The organism is Leisingera coralii (assembly GCF_049056525.1).
Lineage (GTDB): Bacteria > Pseudomonadota > Alphaproteobacteria > Rhodobacterales > Rhodobacteraceae > Leisingera > Leisingera coralii.
This window is the reverse complement of the sequence record NZ_JBHUPT010000074.1, coordinates 1-20,628: the sequence shown is the minus strand read 5'-3', so window position 1 is coordinate 20,628 and position 20,628 is coordinate 1. Positions and strand designations below refer to the sequence as shown.

General features: G+C 64.7%; 18 protein-coding genes. 16 read left to right on the top strand and 2 right to left on the bottom strand.

The features are described 5' to 3' along the window. Positions 1-180 precede the first annotated feature (180 nt). The 8 genes from ACFMBG_RS20740 to ACFMBG_RS20705 all read left to right on the top strand — a co-directional run bounded on the left by ACFMBG_RS20740 (position 181) and on the right by ACFMBG_RS20705 (position 8,845). The gene (locus ACFMBG_RS20740) at positions 181-1,209 is read left to right on the top strand and encodes a GlxA family transcriptional regulator (protein ID WP_421056579.1); all 1,029 of its coding nucleotides are present in this window, start codon (positions 181-183) and stop codon (positions 1,207-1,209) included. Positions 1,210-1,305: 96 nt separating this feature from the next. Next, entirely contained in the window at positions 1,306-2,445 is a 1,140-nt protein-coding gene (locus ACFMBG_RS20735; protein WP_421056578.1) for an aromatic ring-hydroxylating oxygenase subunit alpha, read from the top strand. After that, complete coding sequence (gene betC, locus ACFMBG_RS20730; protein WP_421056577.1) at positions 2,442-3,983, top strand: choline-sulfatase; 1,542 nt, start codon at positions 2,442-2,444, stop codon at positions 3,981-3,983. The genes ACFMBG_RS20735 and betC overlap by 4 nt, the downstream gene beginning before the upstream one ends. Then, positions 3,967-4,767 (top strand): SDR family NAD(P)-dependent oxidoreductase, encoded by an 801-nt coding sequence (locus ACFMBG_RS20725; RefSeq protein WP_421056576.1) that lies wholly within the window; start codon positions 3,967-3,969, stop codon positions 4,765-4,767. The genes betC and ACFMBG_RS20725 overlap by 17 nt, the downstream gene beginning before the upstream one ends. 10 nt (positions 4,768-4,777) lie before the next feature. Then, a complete protein-coding gene (gene kce / locus ACFMBG_RS20720; RefSeq protein WP_421056575.1) occupies positions 4,778-5,713 on the top strand; it encodes a 3,5-dioxohexanoate:acetyl-CoA acetone transferase in 936 nt (311 codons plus the stop codon). 12 nt (positions 5,714-5,725) lie between these two features. After that, positions 5,726-7,144: an aminobutyraldehyde dehydrogenase gene (locus tag ACFMBG_RS20715; RefSeq protein ID WP_421056574.1), complete on the top strand. Its 1,419-nt coding sequence runs from the start codon at positions 5,726-5,728 to the stop codon at positions 7,142-7,144. Then, positions 7,144-7,884 carry an SDR family NAD(P)-dependent oxidoreductase gene (locus ACFMBG_RS20710; RefSeq protein ID WP_421056573.1) on the top strand — a complete coding sequence of 247 codons (741 nt, stop codon included), beginning with the start codon at positions 7,144-7,146 and terminating at the stop codon, positions 7,882-7,884. The genes ACFMBG_RS20715 and ACFMBG_RS20710 overlap by 1 nt, the downstream gene beginning before the upstream one ends. Positions 7,885-7,903: 19 nt before the next feature. Continuing rightward, positions 7,904-8,845 carry a 3-hydroxyacyl-CoA dehydrogenase NAD-binding domain-containing protein gene (locus ACFMBG_RS20705; RefSeq protein WP_421056572.1) on the top strand — a complete coding sequence of 314 codons (942 nt, stop codon included), beginning with the start codon at positions 7,904-7,906 and terminating at the stop codon, positions 8,843-8,845. Between the two features lie 347 nt (positions 8,846-9,192). Here the strand turns inward: ACFMBG_RS20705 and ACFMBG_RS20700 are convergent, their stop codons facing one another. Then, complete coding sequence (locus ACFMBG_RS20700; RefSeq protein ID WP_421056571.1) at positions 9,193-9,717, bottom strand: CBS domain-containing protein; 525 nt, start codon at positions 9,715-9,717, stop codon at positions 9,193-9,195. A gap of 109 nt (positions 9,718-9,826) precedes the next feature. On the opposite strand from ACFMBG_RS20700, the gene ACFMBG_RS20695 reads away from it, so the two are divergent. The 3 genes from ACFMBG_RS20695 to ACFMBG_RS20685 all read left to right on the top strand — a co-directional run bounded on the left by ACFMBG_RS20695 (position 9,827) and on the right by ACFMBG_RS20685 (position 11,393). Beyond that, the gene (locus ACFMBG_RS20695; protein WP_421056570.1) at positions 9,827-10,015 is read left to right on the top strand and encodes a hypothetical protein; all 189 of its coding nucleotides are present in this window, start codon (positions 9,827-9,829) and stop codon (positions 10,013-10,015) included. 67 nt (positions 10,016-10,082) lie between these two features. Next, the gene (locus ACFMBG_RS20690) at positions 10,083-11,117 is read left to right on the top strand and encodes an FAD:protein FMN transferase (protein WP_421056569.1); all 1,035 of its coding nucleotides are present in this window, start codon (positions 10,083-10,085) and stop codon (positions 11,115-11,117) included. A 33-nt stretch (positions 11,118-11,150) separates the two neighbouring features. Further along, positions 11,151-11,393, top strand: a complete 243-nt coding sequence (locus ACFMBG_RS20685; protein WP_421056568.1) for a hypothetical protein — start codon at positions 11,151-11,153, stop codon at positions 11,391-11,393. An 87-nt stretch (positions 11,394-11,480) separates the two neighbouring features. Here the strand turns inward: ACFMBG_RS20685 and ACFMBG_RS20680 are convergent, their stop codons facing one another. Next, positions 11,481-12,899, bottom strand: coding sequence for an efflux transporter outer membrane subunit (locus ACFMBG_RS20680; protein ID WP_421056567.1), 1,419 nt, complete (start codon positions 12,897-12,899; stop codon positions 11,481-11,483). 389 nt (positions 12,900-13,288) lie between these two features. Between ACFMBG_RS20680 and ACFMBG_RS20675 the strand changes: the two genes are divergently transcribed. The 5 genes from ACFMBG_RS20675 to ACFMBG_RS20655 all read left to right on the top strand — a co-directional run bounded on the left by ACFMBG_RS20675 (position 13,289) and on the right by ACFMBG_RS20655 (position 20,544). Then, on the top strand, positions 13,289-14,710 hold the full coding sequence (locus tag ACFMBG_RS20675) for an aldehyde dehydrogenase family protein (protein ID WP_421056566.1): 1,422 nt from the start codon (positions 13,289-13,291) through the stop codon (positions 14,708-14,710). 272 nt (positions 14,711-14,982) lie between these two features. Then, positions 14,983-17,085 (top strand): hydantoinase/oxoprolinase family protein, encoded by a 2,103-nt coding sequence (locus ACFMBG_RS20670; RefSeq protein WP_421056565.1) that lies wholly within the window; start codon positions 14,983-14,985, stop codon positions 17,083-17,085. Further along, on the top strand, positions 17,082-18,743 hold the full coding sequence (locus tag ACFMBG_RS20665) for a hydantoinase B/oxoprolinase family protein (protein ID WP_421056564.1): 1,662 nt from the start codon (positions 17,082-17,084) through the stop codon (positions 18,741-18,743). Before ACFMBG_RS20670 ends, ACFMBG_RS20665 begins: the two co-directional genes overlap by 4 nt. Beyond that, on the top strand, positions 18,740-19,807 hold the full coding sequence (locus ACFMBG_RS20660) for a pyridoxal phosphate-dependent aminotransferase (protein WP_421056563.1): 1,068 nt from the start codon (positions 18,740-18,742) through the stop codon (positions 19,805-19,807). Before ACFMBG_RS20665 ends, ACFMBG_RS20660 begins: the two co-directional genes overlap by 4 nt. Continuing rightward, on the top strand, positions 19,804-20,544 hold the full coding sequence (locus ACFMBG_RS20655; RefSeq protein WP_421056562.1) for a maleate cis-trans isomerase family protein: 741 nt from the start codon (positions 19,804-19,806) through the stop codon (positions 20,542-20,544). The genes ACFMBG_RS20660 and ACFMBG_RS20655 overlap by 4 nt, the downstream gene beginning before the upstream one ends. Positions 20,545-20,628 lie beyond the last annotated feature (84 nt).

The window sequence follows — 20,628 nt, the reverse complement described above, 5'->3', positions numbered from 1 at the left end:
TTTCCGCATTGTCTGTCTCCTCGTGTGGAGAACAGGCTAACTTCAAATCGCGGACTTTTCAGGGGAGCACGTCAGTTGGCCTGCCAGAACCGCCGCGTCTGGCAGAGGCTGGCGTTTCCGTGGCGGGAGTGGTTTTCTGCCTATGCCGCCGTTCATCCAGGAAACCGCTGCGTTGAGGCTATGCTGAAGAGAAGAGAGACCACGGGAATTCTGGTCCTGGTCACGCCGCATTTCAACCTCGCGGCGACAATGGCGTTTCTGGACCCGTTCCGGGCTGCGAACTATCTGGCCGGAAAGCAGCTGTTCCAATGGCATATCGCCAGCGAGACCGGGACCCTCTGCCGGGCCAGCAATGGCCTGGAAATTGCCACCAGGCCGCTGGAAACGCTGAAGCAGATGCAGCCAGATATCGTTGCCGTTTCCAGCAGCTGGACGCCCGAGGCCTTCTCAAGCGAACCCTTGCTGTCCGCGATACGCAAACACGCGCGGACGGGCAGCTATGTTGCCGGGCTCGATACCGCGGCCTTCATCCTGGCCGAGGCAGGCCTGCTGCGGGGGCGGCGGGCGACCGTTCATTATGAGCACATTGATGCCTTCGGGGAAAAATACCCGCAAACCGAGGTCAGCGAGGACCTGTTTCTGCACGAAGGCAGTATCGGAACCTGTTGCGGCGGCTCTGCCGCGGGTGAATTCGCCTTGTTCCTTCTGCACGGGATCGTTGGCGGCGCGCTGACAAACGACTGTGCGAAATATCTGTTCTACCAGAATCTGCGCGGCCCGGGCGCACATCAAACCGACGGCCAGCTTGAGCCCCTGGGGAATACCGCCCCGCCCAAGGTCCGGGAAGCCATCGCGATCATGGAACGCCATCTGGAAACGCTGATCAGCATTCCCGACCTGTGCAGGCAGGCCGGGGTGTCGCAGCGGCAGCTGAACCGGCTGTTCCAGGAATATGTGCGGACAAGCCCGCAACTGTACTACCGCGACATCCGGCTGGACCGGTCGCGCGGGCTGGTCACCCAGACGGAGCTGCCGATCTCCGAGATTGCCCAGGCCTGCGGCTTTCCCAGCCATGTGCACTTTGCGCGCGCCTACAAGCAGCGCTTCGGCCTGCCGCCAAAGCAAGACCGGATCGAGGGAAGAGTGCCCTTTGAATTCCGGGCCTGGCCCATGTACCGGCCATCAAAAGCCCTGCAAAATGGCGAATAAAGTTCAGTTGACGGCGATTTGAGTTCCGTAGGGGGGCCGGTTTTTCGCGGACCATATCTTTGACGCCCTCAAGAGGCAGGCAAAGGAGTGTTCAGCGTGACAGACCTACCGACCAAGGCCCAATTCGCAACCATCGCTGACGGCTATTCCGCCGATGCGGGCAATTCGCAATCGCTGAAGGCGGATGCCTATGTTCAGCGGGAATGGTTTGCCGCCGATCAGCGCGAGATCATTGCCAAGTCATGGCAATGGGTCTGCCATGTGGAAAAGCTGCGCGACCCCGGGTCCTATGTCACCGTTGATATTGCGGGCCAGCCGGTTGCCGTGGTCCGGGACCGCGAAGGCGTGCTGCGCGCTTTTTACAACGTCTGCAAGCACCGCGCACACGAGCTGCTGAAGGGCGAAGGCAGCACCACCCGCATCATGTGCCCCTATCATGCCTGGGTCTACAAGCTGAACGGCCAACTGGTGCGGGCGCCGGAAACCGAACATCTGGAGAATTTCAGCACCGGCGATATCTGCCTGGACCAGGTGCAGGCAGAGGAATTCGCGGGATTTGTCTACGTCAACCTGGATCCAACCGCCGCGCCGCTCAGGGAACAGTCCGGCAATCTGGAAACCGAAATCCGCCATTGGGCGCCGGATATCGACCGGCTGACCTTCGGCCACCGCCTGACCTATGACATCAACTCTAACTGGAAGAACGTCGTCGACAACTTCCTGGAATGCTACCACTGCCCGACCGCGCACAAGGATTTCTGCGATCTGGTGGACATGGACACCTACAAGGTGACCACGCACGGGATTTACTCCAGCCACATGGCGGATGCGGGGAAATCCGCGAACACGGCCTATGACGTTTCCAATGCCACCGTGCGCACCCATGCGGTCTGGTGGCTGTGGCCGACCACCTGCCTGATGCGTTATCCGGGGCGGTCCAGCATGATTGTTCTGAACATCATCCCCGTCGGGCCGGACCGGACGCTGGAGACCTATGATTTCTTCCTGGAAACGCCGGAACCAGACGCGGGCGAGCTGGACGCCATCCGCTACCTGGATGAGGTGCTGCAGGTCGAGGACATCAGCCTGGTTGAAAGTGTCCAGCGCGGCATGAACACGCCAGCCTTTACCCAGGGGCGCATCGTCAACGACCCGACTGGATCGGGTAAATCCGAACATGCGGTGCACCACTTCCACGGGCTGGTGCTGGAGGCCTACGCCGGGGCCGCGAAATGACGCAGCTCAATATCGTTGTCATCATGGCGGATCAGCTGGCCCCGCATTGGACCGGCGCCTATGGCCACCCGGTGGCGAAGACTCCGCATATCGATGCGCTGGCGGCGCGCGGCATGCGGTTTGATGCGGCTTACTGCAATTCGCCGCTGTGCGCGCCGTCGCGGTTTGCTTTCATGTCCGGGCAGCTGATCAGCCGCATTGCCGCCTATGACAACGCCAGCGAATTCCGCGCCTCGGTCCCGACCTTTGCCCATTACCTGAAGGCTTTGGGATACCGCACCTGCCTGTCCGGCAAGATGCATTTTGTCGGCCCGGACCAGAAACACGGGTTTCAGGACCGGGTGACCACCGACATCTATCCGGCCGATTTCGCCTGGACCCCGGATTGGGAGGCCCCGGATGAGCGCATCGGCAAGTGGTATCACAACATGGAAACGGTCAAGGAAAGCGGTGTCGCGGTTGCCACCTACCAGACCGATTACGATGACGAGGTCGGATTTGCGGCGCGCCGCTGGCTGATCGGCCGGGGCCGCGCGCGGGCGGCGGGGGAGGAGACGCCGTTCTGCCTGGTGGCCAGCTTTATCCATCCGCACGACCCCTATGTCGCCAAACCCGAGTGGTGGGATCTTTACGACGGAGAAGAGATCCCGATGCCCGAATATGTGCCGGGCTTTGAGGATCAGGACCCCTTCTCGCGCCGTGTGATGGCTGGGATTGAAGCCAATGTTGTCCCCTTGAGCGAAGAGGAGGTGCGCCGCGCCCGCCGCGCCTATCTGGCCAATGTCAGCTATTTCGACAGCAAGGTGGGTGAAATCGTCAAGGCCATCGACGACATTGGCGCGCGTGAGGACACGATCATCATCGTCACTGCCGACCACGGCGACATGCTGGGCGAGCGCGGGCTGTGGTACAAGATGAACTTCTTTGAGCACTCCGCCCGGGTGCCGCTGGTGATGGCGGGGCCGGGCATCGCGCAGGGCACGGCCGCCAATGCCTGCTCGCTGATCGACCTGCTGCCGACTTTTGTTGATATCGCCGGCGGCGATGCGGCGATCCTGGGTGAACCGGTGGATGGCCGCTCGCTGCTGCCGCTGGCCCGCGGTGACGCGGATCCGGTGGATGAGGCGATCGGCGAATACTGCGCCGAGATGACGCCTTATCCGGTCTTCATGATCCGGCGCGGGAGCCTCAAGTACGTTCACTGCGACGCCGATCCGCCGCAGCTTTATGATCTGGCGGCGGATCCGCTGGAGACAAGGAACGTGGCCGGCGATCCAGCCTATGCGAAGGCCGCCGCGGATTTTGCGGCGGAGGCCGGCAGACGCTGGAACAGCGAGGACCTCCGCCGCAACATCATCGCCACCCAGAAATCCCGCCGCGTCCTGCATGCCGCCATGGAAGCAGGGGCCGGAGAGCATTGGGATTACAACCCGCCCTCCGACGCCAGCCAGCAGTATGTGCGCAACCACATGGACTGGACCGTGGCAGCTGAGCATTACCGTTTGAACCCGGGGAACACAGATGACAGGAAAACTTGACGGCAAAACCGCACTGGTCACCGGCGGCCGCGGCGGCATCGGGCGCGCGATTGTTGCGCGGTTCCTGCGCGAAGGCGCGCGGGTCTATGCGGCAGACCTGACCCCGCAGGGATCATTGGCTGCGCACGATGAGGAAGGCAGCATCTTCGTCAAGCTGGATGTCACCCAGGAGGCCGATGCCATCGCCGCGATGGAGCAGGTGAAATCAGATTCCGGAAGGCTGGACATTCTGGTCAACGCCGCCGGGATCGAGATTGAAAAGACCATCGAGGACACCACGCTGGAGGAATGGAACCGCAGTTTTGCGGTGAATTGCACCGGCACCTTCCTGGCGTCGAAATACGCGCTGCCACTGCTGCGCACGGCGGCCCAGTCGGGCAGCAGCGCCAGCATCATCAACTTCGGCTCCTACGACGGGTTCATCGCCGATCCCGGTCTTGCCGCCTATTGCGCCACCAAGGGCGCGGTGCATGCGTTGACCCGGGCGATGGCCTGCGATCATGGCCCCGAAGGCATCCGCGTCAACGCCATCTGCCCCGGCTATATCGATACGCCGATGCTGCAAAGCTTCTTCACCGGCGACGGCTCGGGCGGCGGCGGCAAGACGATTGACCAGCTGCAGCAGGCGGTGCGCGATGTCCATCCGTTGCGCACCTACGGGACGCCGGAGGATATCGCCAATCTGGTCAACTGGCTGGCCTCGGAGGAGGCGCGCTATGCCTCTGGCCAGCTATGGGTGCTGGATGGCGGATTGTCTGCCCAGGTGCAGCAGATGAAGCTCTGAGGACGCAGCCATGGCCAAGCAGAAATCCGTCATCATCACCTGCGCCCCGACCGGCGGGATCCATACCCCGACCATGTCCGAGCATTTGCCCATCACGCCCAGCGAGATCGCCGCGGCCTCGATCGAGGCGGCGGAGGCTGGGGCCTCGATCATCCACCTGCATGCGCGCGACCCGGAAACCGGCAAGCCCGATCCGAACCCGGATCTGTTCATGGACTTCCTGCCGCGGATCAAGCAGGCGACCGATGCGGTGATGAATGTCTCCACCGGCGGCGGGCTGGGCATGACCCGCGAGGAGCGCCTGCGCGCCGCCACCCGCGCCTCGCCCGAGATGGCCAGCATGAACATCGGGTCGATGAACTTCGGCATCTTCCCGATGAAGGACAAGTATTCAAACTGGAAACACGCGTGGGAGCCGGAATTCCTGGAGATGACCCGCGATTTCATCTTCCGCAACACATTTGCGGATATCGAGTATTGCCTGAAGGAACTGGGCCAGGGCCACGGCACCAGGTTCGAGTTCGAATGCTATGACCTGGGCCACCTTTATAACCTTGCGTGGATCCGCGACCAGGGCTGGATCGACGGTCCGATCTTTGTGCAGATGGTGTTTGGCATTCTGGGCGGCGTCGGGGCCGATCTGGACAACCTGATGCATATGCACACCATCGCCAACAAGCTGTTCGGCGATGATTACGAATGGTCGGTTCTGGCGGCCGGGCGCTTTCAGATGCCCTTCACCACGCAAAGCGCCCTGGTCGGCGGCAATGTCCGCGTCGGGATGGAGGACAGCCTGTACATCGGGCCCGGGGAAAAGGCCGTGTCCAGCGCGCAGCAGGTCAGGAAGATCCGCAGCATCATCGAAAACCTGGGCCATAAGGTTGCCACCCCGGCAGAGGCGCGCGCGCGTCTTGGCCTGAAGGGCGGCGATCAGGTCGCATTCTAAGGGGGAGAGACCATGCAGACTAAGATGCTGATCAACGGCGAACTGGTTGCCGGAGAGGGGGCGGCGCTGCCCGTCACCGATCCGGCCACGGGGACTGAGATCACCCAAGTGCGTGAAGCCAGCCCGGAACAGGTGGAGGCCGCGGTCCGGTCCTCAGAGGAGGCCTTTGAGAGTTTTTCGCGCAGCACCCCGGCGGAGCGGTCGGCCCTGCTGCTGGCGATTGCGGACTGCCTGGAGGCACATCAGGATGAGCTGGCCGGGCTTGAAAGCCTGAATGCCGGCAAGCCCTGGCCCTCTGCCCGCGACGACGAGATGCCGCTGACCATCGACACGTTCCGCTTTTTCGCCGGCGCGGCGCGCACCATGACCGGTTCCGCCGCGGGGGAATATGCGGCAGGCCACACCAGCATGATCCGCCGCGATCCGGTGGGGCCGGTGGCTGCCATTGCGCCCTGGAACTACCCGCTGATGATGGCGGCCTGGAAACTGGCGGCGCCGATCGCGGCCGGCTGCACCGTGGTCCTGAAGCCCTCGGAGCTGACGCCGCTGTCGACACTGCGTATGGCGGAGCTGCTGAACGGGATCCTGCCGAAGGGCGTGCTGAACGTGATCCACGGCTCGGGGCCGGGTGTTGGCGATCAGCTGATCAACAGCCCGCAGATGGAGGCCATCACCGTGACCGGCAGCCCGGCCACCGGCATGGCGGCGATGCGCGCGGCGGGCAATCAGATCCGCCATGTGCATCTGGAGCTGGGCGGCAAGGCGCCGGTGATTGTGTTTGACGATGCCGATGTCGAGGCGGTTGCCGAAACCATCCGCTACGGCAGTTTTTTCAATGCGGGCCAGGACTGCGCCCAGCCCTGCCGGGTGCTGGCGCAGGAGGGTGTCTACGACAGGCTGGTCGCGGCGATAGAGGCGCAGGTCAGCCGGATCCGCACTGGTACGCAAAAGGCCGAGGGCACGGAAATGGGACCGGTTATCTCAGCCGCTCAGCGTGACCGGGTGGCCGGGTTTGTCGACCGCGCCCGCGCGGCTTGCGAGGTTGTGGCCGGCGGCACGGCAGAGGAAGGCGCAGGCTATTTCTACCGCCCCACTGTGCTGGCCAATGTCAGCAACGATGCCGAGGTTGCAACCAGCGAGGTCTTCGGGCCCGTCGTCTCGGTCTCCCGCTTCAGCGAGGCCGAAGATGCCCTGCGCATTGCTAACAGCGGGCGCTACGGGCTGGCGTCGTCGGTCTGGACCGCCAATGTCGGGCGCGCGATGGAGATGACCAGCCGCCTGCGCTATGGCTTTACTTGGGTCAACACCCACGGCGTCGGCACACCGGAGATGCCCTGGGCGGCGATGAAAGGGTCCGGCACCGGCGGCGACATGAGCGTCTATGCTCTCGACGCCTATACCTCGGTCCGGCATGTGATGGTGGCACACTGATGCGGCTCAAGGGGAAAACAGCACTGGTCACCGGCGGCCGTCAGGGGATCGGCCGCGGCATTGTCGACGCGTTCCTGACCGAGGGCGCAACTGTCATCACCTGCGGCCGCGGGGACCGGCCCGAGGGGCTGCCGGATGCCGTAACCTGGCACAGCGTCGATGTTGCAGATGTTCAGCAGGTGGCAGAGCTGGCACAGGCTGCCGGTGCCATAGACGTTCTGGTCAACAACGCCGGTGTTCAGGTCGAGAAAACCGTCGTGGACAGCACCGACGCCGACTGGGAGCTGGTCATGGGCGTGAATTGCCGCGGGGTCTTCAACATGTGCCGGGCGTTCATTCCGGTCCTGTCCAAGGGCGCGTCGATCATCAACATCGGCTCCATTTCAGGCAACACCGCGGATCCCTCCATGGCGCTTTACAACGCGTCCAAGGCCTTTGTGCACGGGCTGACTCGCTCCATCGCGGTGGACCACGGCCCCGATGTCCGCTGCAATGCGATCTGCCCGGGCTGGGTCGAAACCGGCATGCTGGAGGCAGGATTTGAGCTCGCGGACGATCCGCAGGCCGCGCGCCAGGATGCGCTGGCCCGCCATGCGGCCCGCCGGTTCGGCCAGCCTGCCGATATTGCCGCCATGGCGGTCTGGCTGGCCTCGGACGAGGCCGGGTTCGCCACCGGGCAGCTGTTCACCATTGACGGCGGCATGACCGCTGCTTCACCAATCAACACCGGGTTGTTCTAATCGAAACGGGGCTGTTCTGATGGCAGATATCACACATACCGCGGTGCTGGGCGCCGGCACCATCGGCGCCAGCTGGACCGCGCTGTTCCTGGCCTCTGGGCGGTCGGTTGCGGTCTACGACCCGGCGGAAGGCGCTGAGGACACGGTGCGCGCCTACATCGATCAGGCCTGGCAGACCATGAGCGAGCTGGGGCTGACCGCGCGGGGCAACCCGGACCGGGTCACATTCAGAACCTCGGCGCGAGAGGCTGTTGAAGGCGCTGGTTTCATTCAGGAAAACGTGCCTGAACGGCTGCCGGTCAAACATGCCCTCTTTGCGGAAATCGAACCCGGTATTGCGCCGGATGCGATCGTGGCCAGCTCAGCCTCCGGGCTGACGCTGGGCCAGATGCAGGCCGGGTGGGAACACCCCGGCCGCTTCATTCTGGGCCACCCCTTCAACCCTCCGCACTTGATCCCCCTGGTCGAGGTGATGGGGAACGGTCTGACCGATCCGGACGTGGTGCCGGCGGCGGAACAATTCTACAAAGACATCGGCAAGGTCACGATCCGGGTGAACAAGGAAGTCCCCGGCCATGTTGCCAACCGGCTTCAGGCCGCCGTCTGGCGCGAGGCAATCCATCTGGTGCTGTCCGGCGTGGCCAGCGTTGGCGATGTCGACAAAGCCATGTCCGCAGGTCCCGGGCTGCGATGGGCGGTGATGGGGCCCACGGCACTGTTCAGCCTGGGGGCCGGATCAGGTGGCCTTGCTGCTTTTTGCGAGCATTTCTCTGATACCTTCAACGGCTGGTGGGCTGACCTCGGGTCGCCGCAACTCACACCCGAGGTGTCCCAAACACTTGCAGAGGGTCTTGCGGAAGCGACCGGTGATATGTCTGTCGAGCAACTGGCAGCACAACGCGACGCGAAAATCGCAAAGTTGCAAAGTGTCCTGGCAGACATGGAAAAGGACCAAAGATAAGCAAAGAGACGGCCGCAGTAACCGCTGTTCTCGCCAACCAAGAATAATGCGGCATTTTGAGTAGCGGGGCAGTCCCTTTTGCGAACCCTTGCGCACCAAAATCAGCCTGCGGAAAGCAGCCCAGGGCTTGCAAAGGGAGCCTTCTGCGCAATGCAGACCAAGGGGCTGCCCATGATACGCTTGCGACGAATGGCGGCTTCGTCCCGCTCAGTGGCCTTTCAGGCGTCATACGGTATTAGTCTGCATTGCATTTGAGGCGGCTGCCGTTCACGTGCACTGTGCACCGGTCCGGGCTTTCGCACACATTCCGGACCGGTGCAGACGCCGGTCGCACCGGCTGGAGCTGTTCAGCCGACGATCATCTGCTTCATGCGCAGGGCCTCATACTCCAGCTCCTGCAGGCGGAAGTTCACCACGTCGCCCACCGTGATCATGCCGCACAGGCGGCCATCCTTTTCCACTGGCAGGTGGCGGAAGCGGCCCTCGTTCATCACCTTGGCGACGTCGATCAGAAGGTCGTCCGGATCGCAGGTCTTGACCTCGCGGGTCATGATGTCCTCGACCAGCTGCGGCAGGGTGTGGCCCGGCGTCTCTGCCAGCCGCCGCACGATGTCGCGCTCCGATAGGATGCCCTGCAGCGCGCCGTTCTGGTCGGTCACCACCAGCGCGCCGATGCGCTTGTCGCGCAAGGCCTCTACCGCATGGCCGACGGTGTCGTTCGGGCGGATCGAAAAGATCGCGTCGCCCTTGGCCTCCAGTAGTTTCGCAACGGTCGACTGGCCGTGCGACAAATTCGACTCGGGCGACTGGCTGTGGCTTTCCTGGCCGGCCTTGTCGCCCCGGGTCGGAGGCTGGTATGAGAACGGTGCCATGCGCGGGTCTCCTCCTATCCTGCATCAGGTCATACCCCCATCTTAACGGCGGATCGCGATCCGGGAAGGGGCGAAATGACGCGAGCGCTAACAAAGGCCGGAAAACAACATGTTCGAAACCCTCTACCTGACCCCCGTGACCGGTGCGCTGACCGTTTTTCTGGTGGTGGTCTGCGGCCATCTGTACCGGCAGAACTGGAAGTCCGAGGCGCCGGATGCGCGGCTCAGGGCGTGGCTTTACGGGGTGCCGGCCGCGTTGGGCCTCCTGGCGCTGGCCTTTCTGCCGCTGAAGTTCTGAGGCTCCATTTGACTCTGGCGCAGGGCAGGGGCATAGCAGCGCCAGCTTTATCCCCGGAGGTTGACCGATGCCCAGACGGTTTCTGCTTGCCCTGATCCTGCCCGCGGTGCTGCTGGTGTCAGGATGCTGGTTCGGCAGCGAGCCGGAGGAGGTCCGTCTGTCGGGCCAGACCATGGGCACAACTTACAGCGTGATCGCCATTGGCGGGGATCTGGACCAGGCGGTACTGGCGGCGGAGGTGGACGCCACCCTGGCGGCGGTCAACGCCAAGATGTCGAACTGGGATCCGGCCTCGGAGGTCTCCACCTTTTCGGCCGCGCGCAGCACCGCGCCGGTGCGGGTGTCGCCGGAGTTTGCCCATGTGCTGGCCGCGGCCAACGGCGTGCATGAAAAGACCGGCGGCAAGTTCGACGTGACCCTGGGTCCGCTGATCGAGCTGTGGGGGTTCGGCCCGCGCAAGCCGGAGGACCCGGTGCCGACGGATGCGGCCATCGCCGAAGCGCTCGAGGGCGTCGGGCAGGCGCGGCTGCTCACGCTGGATGCCGCCGCCGGGACCCTGAAGAAATCCGCGCCGGAGACCGGCATCAACCTGTCGGCCATCGCCAAGGGCTATGGCGTCGATGCGGTGGCGCAGACGCTGCAGGGCTTTGGCGTCGAGCATTACATGGTGGAGATCGGCGGCGACCTAGTGACCAAGGGCGAAAACGCCAAGGGCGAGGCCTGGCGCATCGGGATCGAGAAACCGGACGCCGCGGCGCAGACGGTGCAGCTGATCGTGCCGGTCAGCAACCTCGGCCTGGCGACCTCCGGCGACTACCGGAACTATTTCGAGCATGAGGGCCGGCGCTATTCCCATATCCTTGACCCGGTTATCGGGCGGCCGGTGACGCATCCGACCACCTCGGTCACGGTGATTGCAGAAAACGCGATGCTGGCGGATGCCTGGGCCACCGCGATGCTGATTCTGGGCAGCGAGGACGGGCTGAAGCTTGCGGAGCAGCATAAACTTGCCGTGTTTTTCATCGATCGGGACGTGCAAGCCGGCGAAGATGCCTATATGACAGCGCAGAGCAGCGCGTTCGAGGCGCTGACCGGAAACTGAGCCGCGCACTGAGCGACATCGCGAGGGACCCCAATGAGCACCTTTCTTTTGGCCTTCATCCTGCTGCTGATCGTGACCCTGGGCATGTCGCTGGGCGTCATGCTGATGGGCAAGAAGATCAAGGGCAGCTGCGGCGGCCTGAATGCGATTTCCGGTGCCGACAAATGCGTGGTGTGCTCCAAGGACATCGACCCCGACAGCCCGCTGCGCGACAAGCTGCAGTGCAAGCGCGCGCGGCAGATGGTCGAGCGGATGCAGGAAGAGCAGAAGGCCTGAGGCTGGCCGGGGGCTGAAATCCGGCGCGGATTTCAGCCATGAAAAATCGATTTTTCATGGCCGTTTCCCTCGCAGGGAAACGGCTTTTCACTCAGCCGCAGGGCTTTGCCTTGCAGCCGCGGCAGCGCTGGCCGGGGTTTGGCCCGGCGCCCAGCCCTTGCCCAGGGCGATCTGCAGGCGGGACCAGGCCAGCGCCAGGTCGCGCCGGGCGGCGATCAGGTTCAGCTCGTTGTCGCGCAGCGCCTCTTCGGTGTTGAGGAGGTCGAACAGGGTGATTTCATTGGCCCGGAAAGTCTCCCGCGCGAGATCGGCGACCTTGGTGCCCAGATTGACCGCGCGGACCTGCGCGGCTGTGCGCTCGCGGGCGGACTTGAGCGCGCTTTGCTGCGACTGCACCTCTTCCACCGCGCCGCGGACCGCTGAGCGGTAATCGTACTCGGTGGCCTTGGCCTCGGCGATGGCGCTTTCGTGGAAGGCGCGCAGCACCGGGCGGTTGAACAGCGGCAGCGTCAGCGAAGGGCCGATCTGATAGAGGTCTGGAATGCCGCGGAGCGCCTCGATGGAGCCGGAGACTTCCAGCGACGGATACAGCTGTGCCTCGGTGACGCCGATATCGGCGGTGGCGCTGCGCAGAACCGCTTCGGCCAGCAGCACGTCGGGGCGGTTGCGCAGCAGGGTGGCGGGCACGCCGAGTTCCGGCTGGGTCGCGGGGTAGGGCTGGCCATAGCTGCCCTTCATCATCGCGGCCACCTCGGCGGCGTCGCGGTCCAGAAGCGTGGCCAGGGCAAAGACGGAGGCCTCGTAGTTGGAGATGAAGGCCGGCAGATCCGCCTTGGCGCTGGCGACCTGCAGCTTGGTGCGCTCCACATCCAGGGCGAGGACGGCGCGGGCCTCCTTCAGTTCCTCCACCGTGGCCAGGATCTGCTGGCGCAGCTGGATCGTCTTGCGGGTGACGGCGGCGCCGCGCTGGAAGAACCGCGCCTCGATATAGGTGCGGGTGATCGCGTCGATGATCGCCAGCCGGGTGGTGGCCATCTGGTAGAACTGCGCGTCGCGGTCGGCAATGGCCCGTTCCGAGCGGCGCTGGAAGCCGCCGAACAGGTCGAACACATAGGTGGCGCCGATTTCGGCGGAATCGACATTGGTCGAGCCGTCCTGCGATTCGCGGCGCGAGAAGATCGAGCTGCCCTCCAGATCGCCGCTCACCTGCTCCGCGCGGCCGCTGGCGCGGCGCACCGCCTCGGCCGCCTTCAGGCGCTCGCGGGCGGACTTGATATCCAGGTTCTGTGCCAGCCCTGCCGCCACCAGGCGGTTCAGCGTGGCATCGTTCAGCCCTTGCCACCAGGTCTCGGAGGCGCCTTTGGCGGTGGCATAGGTGCGGGAGTAGTAATAGCTGGCGGGCACCGCGAAGTCCGGGCGCTGGTAATCCAGGCCGACGACGGTGCAGCCGCACAGTAAAGTTCCGGCCAGCAGCACGGAACGGGCTGTCCAATTGGATCTGCTCATGACTTGCCTCTAGGCGCCCGGTCTGATGCGGGCTTTTCCAGAGTCATAGCCAGCAGCGGCCGGGGCGGCGAACAACTTCCTGCCGCAGGTTGAGTCTTTGCGACGTACTGATGCGCGCAGCCCACAGCCCGGAAGCTGCGGAAATCCGGGCGATTCTGCCGGTTTTGCCCCCTCCGGCGGGTTCAGGCCGGGTCATCCTGCCAGGCCAATGAGCAAAGCTGCGGCAGGCGGGAGGAGTTAACCAGCCGGCTTGCGCCCGTGCTTGACGCACGCAAGGGGCCCGTCCACTGTCTGCCGGCGGGCGGAGTGGACCATAGCCGAGCCGCCCTCGCCAGCGGCCGTTCCGGACAGCTGAACCGAAATTGCGACGTGAAAGTGAGAACAACCTGATGGACCTGCAAAAATTCTATATCGGCGGCGCCTGGGTGACGCCGCATTCGTCCCGGGAATTCCCGGTGCTGAACCCGGCCACGGAGGAGCGGATCGGCACGATCATCCTGGGCGATGAAACGGATGTGAACGCTGCCGTTGCCGCCGCCAAGGAGGCTTTCGGCAGCTTCTCCCGGACCACGCGGGAGGAGCGGATCGCGCTGCTGGAGAAGCTGCTGGAGATCAGCAAGGACCGGCGCGAGGTGCTGGCGCAGGCGATGCGGGCCGAGATGGGGGCGCCGATTTCGATGGCACGCGATGCGCAGGCCGATTCGGGGATCGGACATCTGGAGGGCATTCTGGAGGCGCTGAAGACCCAGGAGCTGCGGGAGACGCTGCCGAACGGCGACACCCTGGTGCGCGAGCCGATCGGGGTTTGCGGGCTGATCACGCCCTGGAACTGGCCGGTGAACCAGATCGCGCTCAAGGTGCTGCCGGCGCTGGCAACCGGCTGCACTTGCGTGCTGAAACCGTCGGAGCACACGCCGGTGTCCGCCGCCGTCTATGCGCAGATGATTCATGATGCGGGCTACCCGGCCGGCGTTTTCAACCTGATCCACGGCGACGGGCCGGCCGTAGGGGCAGGTCTGTCGCGGCATCCGGAAATCGACATGATGTCCTTTACCGGCTCGACCCGGGCGGGGATTGCCGTCTCCAAGGACGCCGCCGACACGGTGAAGCGGGTGACGCTGGAGCTGGGCGGCAAGTCCCCGAACCTGGTGTTTGCCGATGCCGATCTGGAGGAGAAGGTCACCAACTCGGTGCTGGAGTGCATGTACAACACCGGCCAGAGCTGCGACGCGCCGACCCGGATGCTGGTGGAGAAGAGCTGCTATGATCAGGTGCTGGAGATCGCCAAGGCGGCGGCCGAGGGCCAGGCCGTGGGCGACCCGGAGCAGGAAGGGGATCACATCGGCCCGATGTTCGACCAGATCCAGTTCGACCGGGTGCAGAGCATGATCCAGACCGGCATTGACGAGGGCGCCACCCTGCTGGCCGGGGGCCTCGGCCGGCCCGAGGGGATCGGCAAGGGCTGGTACGTGCGCCCGACCGTCTTTGCCGATGTGACCAACGACATGGCCATCGCCCGGCAGGAAATCTTTGGCCCGGTGCTGGTGATCATTCCGTTTGAGGACGAGGAAGACGCCATCCGCATTGCCAATGACACGCCTTACGGGCTGGCGGCGTATCTGCAGACCGGCGATCCGGAGCGGGCCGAGCGGGTTGCCGCCCGGTTGCGCGCAGGCGCCGTGCATATCAACGGCGGCGGTTTCAACTACGGCTCGCCCTTTGGCGGCTACAAGCAGTCCGGCAACGGCCGCGAAGGCGGGATGCTGGGGCTGGAGGATTACCAGGAAGTCAAAACCCTGCATTTCGGTTGATAATACAAGGGTTTCCGGCCGGGCGCGCGGCCTGGCCGGAGCTGTTTCGCGGCATTGTCAGCTGACAATTTGATGCCGTTATCAGGCAAATTCCATGTCGCTATCCGCAAAGCTGTCCGCACGGCGGCACCGCAGGATAACGGCATGACACACCGCTTCATTCCCAAACGCATGGACCGCCGCGCCACCCGGTGCAACCTGTCCGCTGCCTGAGACCGCCGCCCTTTGACGGGCGCTTGACGGTTTCTCAACGGCAGATTTTGGAATGACACATGACAGCATCAAACACGCTGCGCCTTGCCATTGATATTGGCGGCACCTTTACCGACACCGTGCTGGTGGCGGGGGAAGACAGAATTCTCGCCTCGGCCAAAACCCTGACCACCCATCAGAATCCGGCAGAGGGCGCGATGGAAGGCGCGGCGCGGGTGATGGCGCAATCGGGGCGCTCCCTGGGCGAGGTCACCGGCTTCATCCACGGCACCACGCTGGCCACCAACGCGCTGATCGAGCGGCGCGGGGCAACGGTGGCGACGGTCACCACCGAAGGGTTCCGGGATATCCTCGAGATCGCCTATGAGCGGCGCTATTCCCAGTATGACATAAACTTGGAGAAACCCGATCTGCTGGTGCCGCGCGAACGCGCGCTGACCATCCGCGAACGGATGTCGGCAGAGGGCGGGGTGCTGATCCCGATGCAGGACAGCGCGGTTGAAGCGCTGATTGCGGAGCTGGATGCCAGCGGTGCGGAGGCGGTGGCGGTCTGCCTGATGCACGCCTATGCCAACCCGGACCATGAGCGGCGTTTGCGCGATATTCTGGCGGAACGGCGGCCCGGGCTGACGGTCTCGATCTCCTCGGAGGTCAGCCCCGAGGCGCGGGAGTTCGACCGGCTTTGCACCACCGTGGCGAACGCCTATATCCAGCCGCTGATGGAGAATTATCTGGCGCGCTTTGCCGAGCGGTTTGCGGCGGAGGGCGTCAGCTGCCCGATCCTGATGATGACCGCGGGCGGCGGCATGTGCACGATCCAGACCGCGGCGCGGTTCCCGATCCGGCTGGTGGAGAGCGGTCCCGCCGGCGGCGCCATCCTGGCGGCGCGGATTGCAGCGCAGGCGGGGCTGGATCAGGTCTTGTCCTTCGACGTCGGCGGGACAACCGCCAAGCTCTGCCTGATTGATAACGCCCGCCCGCAGACCTCGCGCCAGTTCGAGATCGCCCGTGCGGCGCGGTTCATCAAGGGATCGGGGATGCCGGTGCGCATTCCGGTGATCGAGATGATCGAGATCGGCGCGGGTGGCGGCTCCATCGCCGGGGTGGACCGGCTGGGGCGGCTGACCGTGGGGCCGAAATCGGCAGGGTCCGAGCCCGGGCCGGTTGCCTTTGGCCGCGGCGGCACCGAGCCGACGGTGACCGACAGTGACATCACGCTGGGCTATATCGTGCCGGACACCTTTGCCGAGGGGCATATCCAAATCGACCCGGAGGCCTCGAAGGAGGCTCTGGCGCGGGTGATCGGCAGCAGGCTGGAGCTGGACGGGGTGGGCGCGGCGGATGGCGTCAGCCGGATCGTGGATGAAAGCATGGCCAGCGCCGGGCGGATGCATGCGGTGGAATCGGGCAAGGACCTGGGCCCGCGCACGATGATCGCCTTTGGCGGCAACGGCCCGCTGCATGCGACACGGGTGGCGCGCTCGGCTGGCGTTTCGCGTATCGTGATCCCGCCGAACCCGGGTGTGGGCTCGGCCGTCGGGTTCCTGTTTGCGCCGGTGTCGTTCGAGATTGTGCGCTCGCGCTATGCGCTGCTGGAGAGCATGGATATGGGCAGCATCAACGCCCTGTTCGCCCAGATGACCGATGAGGCGCAATCGGTGGTGGCGCAGGGGGCGGGCGAAGCCGAAACGCAGGTCCAGCGAACCGCCTTCATGCGCTACAGCGGACAGGGGCATGAGATCGAGATCCCCTTGCCGGACCGCGATCTGACGGCGGAGGATCTTGGCCCGCTGACCGCCGCTTTCGAGACCGAATACGCCAAGCAGTTCTCGCGCCCGGTGCCGGGCATGAAGATCGAGATCCTGAACTGGGCGGTGCGGGTTGCCACTCCGGAGGCCGAGGCGGCAGCGGTTCCGGAGACGCCGGAGCTGAAGACCATCACGCCCGCTGCCTTCCGCGTGATCACCTGCGACGTGGACGGCACACCGAAAGAGGCGGCTTTTGTCCCGCGCGGCAGCCTGAACCCCGGCGACCGGATCTGCGGCCCGGCGCTGATCACCGAGCCGCAGACCACCACGCTGGTCTCGGCGGATTTCTCTGCCCATGTGGACGCAATTGGCAACATTGTCTTGATCCGGGATCAGAAAGGAGCTGCGCAATGACCGCTTTGTCACAGGATCTTTCCCCCGCCCGCCTGCAAGTCATGTGGAACCGCCTGCTGGCAGTGGTCGAGGAGCAGGGCCAGACCCTGATCCGCGCGGCGTTTTCGCCCATCGTGCGCGAATGCGGCGACATCTCGGCCGGCATCTTCGACGTGCAGGGCCGGATGCTGGCGCAGGCGGTGACCGGCACGCCAGGCCATATCAACACCATGGCCGAAGCAGTGATGCACCTGCGCGAGCGCTTCCCGGTGCAGAATATGAAGCCCGGCGATATCTACATGACCAACGATCCCTGGCTGGCCTCGGGGCATCTGAACGACTTCCTGCTGATGATGCCCGCGTTCAAGAACGGCAAGGTGGTGGGCTTCACCTCCTGCACCTCGCATCTGGTGGATCTGGGCGGCCTTGGTATGGGGCCGGAAGGCTCCGACATCTATGACGAGGGGCTGCTGATCCCGCCTTGCAAGCTGGTGGAGGAGGGCGAGCCCAATGCGCTGCTGATGGATATCATCCGCGCCAACAGCCGCGAGCCCATCGCCAATGAGGGAGACATCTATGCGCTGATCGCCTGCTGCGAAGCGGGGGTGAAGCGTCTGGTTGGCATGATGGAGGAGTTCGGCATCGACGATCTGGATGCTCTGGGCGCCTATATCATCGACACTTCCCGCCGCGGCACGCTGGCGGCGATCGCCGAGGTGCCGGAGGGCGTCTACAAGAACGTCCTCAAGATGGACGGCTACGAGACCGAGCTGGAGCTGCACGCCACGCTGACCGTCTCCCAAGGGGGTATGCATGTGGATTTCACCGGCACCTCGGGCTGTTCCGGCAAAGGCATCAACGTGCCGCTGAACTATGCCACGGCCTATACGGTGTTTGCCCTGCGCTGTATCGTCGGGCCGGATATCCCGAACAATGCCGGGAGTTTGGCGCCGTTCACCGTTGATGGCCCCAAGGGCTGCATCCTGAACGCGCAGCGCCCGGTGCCGGTGGCGATGCGCCACACGCTGGGGCAGGTGACGCCGGACCTGGTGCTGGGCTGCCTGCATCAGGCGCTGCCGGATCAGGTGCCGGCGGAGGGGGCCAGCTGCATGTTCGATCTGCCGATGCGCCACGCGCCCGAGGTAGCCCGCGATGGCGGCCGCGCGTTTGCCATCGAACCGGTCCACAACGGCGGCACCGGTGCGCGTCCCCATGCCGACGGGCTGTCGGCGACGGCCTACCCCTCGGGGGTCTATGGTTCCCAGGTGGAGATCACCGAGGCGGTTGCCCCGGTCATCATGTGGCGGCGCGAGCTGCGGCCCGACAGCGGCGGTGCTGGCAAATACCGCGGGGGCCTCGGTCAGCGGATCGAGATGACCGCGTCGAACGGCGCGCCCTTCATCGTGTTCCTGTCGGTGGAGCGGCTGAAGTTCCCTGCATTGGGCCGCATGGGGGGGCAGCCCGGCGCCCCAGGCCGCATCCGCTTTCGCGACGGCGAGCAGGATATCCCGGGCAAGGGCGAGCTGCGGGTGGAGGCAGACGACTACCTGATCTTTGAAACCCCAGGCGGCGGAGGTTTTGGCGACCCGGCGGAGCGCGATCGTGAGGCGCTGGCGCTGGATCTGAAACGCGGGTTGGTGACGGAAGAGGGCGCGTGCGCCTATGGGGGTGGCAAATGATCCGCGCGGTACCCCATGTTGCCGCCATGGCGCCTTATGCTTTGGCGGATCTGGGCGGCGAGGGGACCATCTCCCTCGCCCAGAACGAAAGCGCCTTTGCCGCCAGCCCTGCCGCGATTGCCGCGGGCAAGGCGGTGCTGGAGCAGATGCCGCTCTATCCGGACCCGGAGTGGCCGGAACTGCGAGCAGCTGTCGCCGAAGTGCACAGTCTGGACCCGGCCAACGTGCTGTGCGGGGCCGGGTCGATGGAGCTGATCGGCTGCCTGATCCGCGCCTTTGCCGGACCGGGCGACCAGGTCTTGGGCACCGATTACGGCTATGCCTTTGTGGCGTCTGCCTCGGCCCAGGTGCAGGCGGATTACGTCAAGGCGCGGGAGCGGGAGCTGACGGTTTCGGTGTATGATATCCTCCCTGCGGTGACGCCCGAGACCCGCATCGTTTTCGTCTGCAACCCGGGCAACCCGACGGGGACGCTTATCCCTAACAGCGACCTCCTGCGCCTGCGCGAAGGGCTGCCGGCAGATGTGCTGCTGGTGGTGGATCAGGCCTATGCCGAGTTTGCCGATGCGGACAACGATCCGGCAGAAATTTTCGCGCTGGTGGAGCGCGGCGATACGGTGGTGATGCGCACGCTCTCCAAGGCCTATGGGCTGGCAGGCGCGCGGGCAGGGTGGGGGTACTTCCCGCCGGAGATCGCCGGGGAAGTGCGCAAGCTCTTGAACCCCAACAATATCTCTATCCCGTCGCAAGCGATGGCGGCGGCGGCGATGCGGGACCAGGCGCATATGCACGACGTGGTGTCCCAAACAGCGGCCATCCGCGACGGGTTTTCTGAAGGCTGCCGTGCCCTGGGGCTGGAGGTGCCGCAGAGCCATACCAACTTTGTGCTGATCCGTTTTGCCTCGCCCGATCAGGCGAAGGCGGCGGATGCGGCGCTGCGGGCAGAAAAACTGCTGATGCGCGGCATGGGCGGCTATGGCCTGGACGACTGCCTGCGCGCCACCATCTGCAGCCAGGAGGTGATGGATCGCGCGCTGGCGGTTCTGGAAGGAGTGCTAAAATGACTTATGAAACCCGTACCCGCGCCAAGATCGGCGTGCTGGTGCCCTTCACCAACACCAATCTCGAGGCGGACATGATGCTGATGCGCTGCCCGGACACCACGGTGCATTTCCAGCGCATGGGCGGCTATGACGTGGAGGAGATCCCCGGCTCCGATCAGATGGCGGGGCTGGGTGCCTCGGACATCAGCCATGACCTGCGGATGATCTCGGGCGTGCGCCCCGATGCGGTGCTTTACGGCTGCACCTCGGCCACATTGACCCACGGGCCAGGCTTTGATGCGGATCTGGCGGCACAGATCAAGGCGGGCTCCGGCGCGGTTTCCCTCACCGCCGCCGGTTCGCTGGTGGCGGGCATCAAGGCTCTTGGCGCAACTAAAGTGGGCTTCTCTTCGCCTTATCTGGGAGAAATTAACACCCAGGCGATGGGCTTCCTGGCCGCCAACGGCATCGAAACGGTCAGATGCGCCGACATCGGCCGCGAGCTGGGCAACTACGGCCAAGGCGAGCTCACCCCGGACGAAGTTTTCGATCTCGCCTGCCAGGCCGATCATCCGGAGGCAGAAGCCATCGTGCTCAGCTGCACCGACATGCGCGCGGTCGAGGCGGTGGAGCGGATCGAGGCGCATCTTGGCAAGCCGGTGGTCACCTCCAACCAGGCGATGATGTTCTGCCTGATGCGGGCACTTGGCCTGCCGCGCCATGACGCGCTGCCGGGCCGGTTGTTCGACTGTCTTTAATGTGATGAACCAGGGCGTCCAAATGCGCCCTGGTTCCTTCTCTTTTGCGAAAATACTCCGGGGAGCGCGAGGGGCCGGCCCCTC

What these genes read in the sequence shown, in the direction of transcription:
- ACFMBG_RS20700 (WP_421056571.1), bottom strand. Translation starts at nt 9,717, where the DNA reads ATGGCACCGTTCTCATACCAGCCTCCGACCCGGGGCGACAAGGCCGGC.
- ACFMBG_RS20670 (WP_421056565.1), top strand. Translation starts at nt 14,983, where the DNA reads ATGACAGCATCAAACACGCTGCGCCTTGCCATTGATATTGGCGGCACC.
- ACFMBG_RS20660 (WP_421056563.1), top strand. Translation starts at nt 18,740, where the DNA reads ATGATCCGCGCGGTACCCCATGTTGCCGCCATGGCGCCTTATGCTTTG.
- kce (WP_421056575.1), top strand. Translation starts at nt 4,778, where the DNA reads ATGGCCAAGCAGAAATCCGTCATCATCACCTGCGCCCCGACCGGCGGG.
- ACFMBG_RS20655 (WP_421056562.1), top strand. Translation starts at nt 19,804, where the DNA reads ATGACTTATGAAACCCGTACCCGCGCCAAGATCGGCGTGCTGGTGCCC.
- ACFMBG_RS20725 (WP_421056576.1), top strand. Translation starts at nt 3,967, where the DNA reads ATGACAGGAAAACTTGACGGCAAAACCGCACTGGTCACCGGCGGCCGC.
- ACFMBG_RS20690 (WP_421056569.1), top strand. Translation starts at nt 10,083, where the DNA reads ATGCCCAGACGGTTTCTGCTTGCCCTGATCCTGCCCGCGGTGCTGCTG.
- ACFMBG_RS20710 (WP_421056573.1), top strand. Translation starts at nt 7,144, where the DNA reads ATGCGGCTCAAGGGGAAAACAGCACTGGTCACCGGCGGCCGTCAGGGG.
- ACFMBG_RS20740 (WP_421056579.1), top strand. Translation starts at nt 181, where the DNA reads ATGCTGAAGAGAAGAGAGACCACGGGAATTCTGGTCCTGGTCACGCCG.
- ACFMBG_RS20680 (WP_421056567.1), bottom strand. Translation starts at nt 12,899, where the DNA reads ATGAGCAGATCCAATTGGACAGCCCGTTCCGTGCTGCTGGCCGGAACT.
- ACFMBG_RS20715 (WP_421056574.1), top strand. Translation starts at nt 5,726, where the DNA reads ATGCAGACTAAGATGCTGATCAACGGCGAACTGGTTGCCGGAGAGGGG.
- ACFMBG_RS20685 (WP_421056568.1), top strand. Translation starts at nt 11,151, where the DNA reads ATGAGCACCTTTCTTTTGGCCTTCATCCTGCTGCTGATCGTGACCCTG.
- ACFMBG_RS20695 (WP_421056570.1), top strand. Translation starts at nt 9,827, where the DNA reads ATGTTCGAAACCCTCTACCTGACCCCCGTGACCGGTGCGCTGACCGTT.
- ACFMBG_RS20665 (WP_421056564.1), top strand. Translation starts at nt 17,082, where the DNA reads ATGACCGCTTTGTCACAGGATCTTTCCCCCGCCCGCCTGCAAGTCATG.
- ACFMBG_RS20675 (WP_421056566.1), top strand. Translation starts at nt 13,289, where the DNA reads ATGGACCTGCAAAAATTCTATATCGGCGGCGCCTGGGTGACGCCGCAT.
- ACFMBG_RS20705 (WP_421056572.1), top strand. Translation starts at nt 7,904, where the DNA reads ATGGCAGATATCACACATACCGCGGTGCTGGGCGCCGGCACCATCGGC.
- betC (WP_421056577.1), top strand. Translation starts at nt 2,442, where the DNA reads ATGACGCAGCTCAATATCGTTGTCATCATGGCGGATCAGCTGGCCCCG.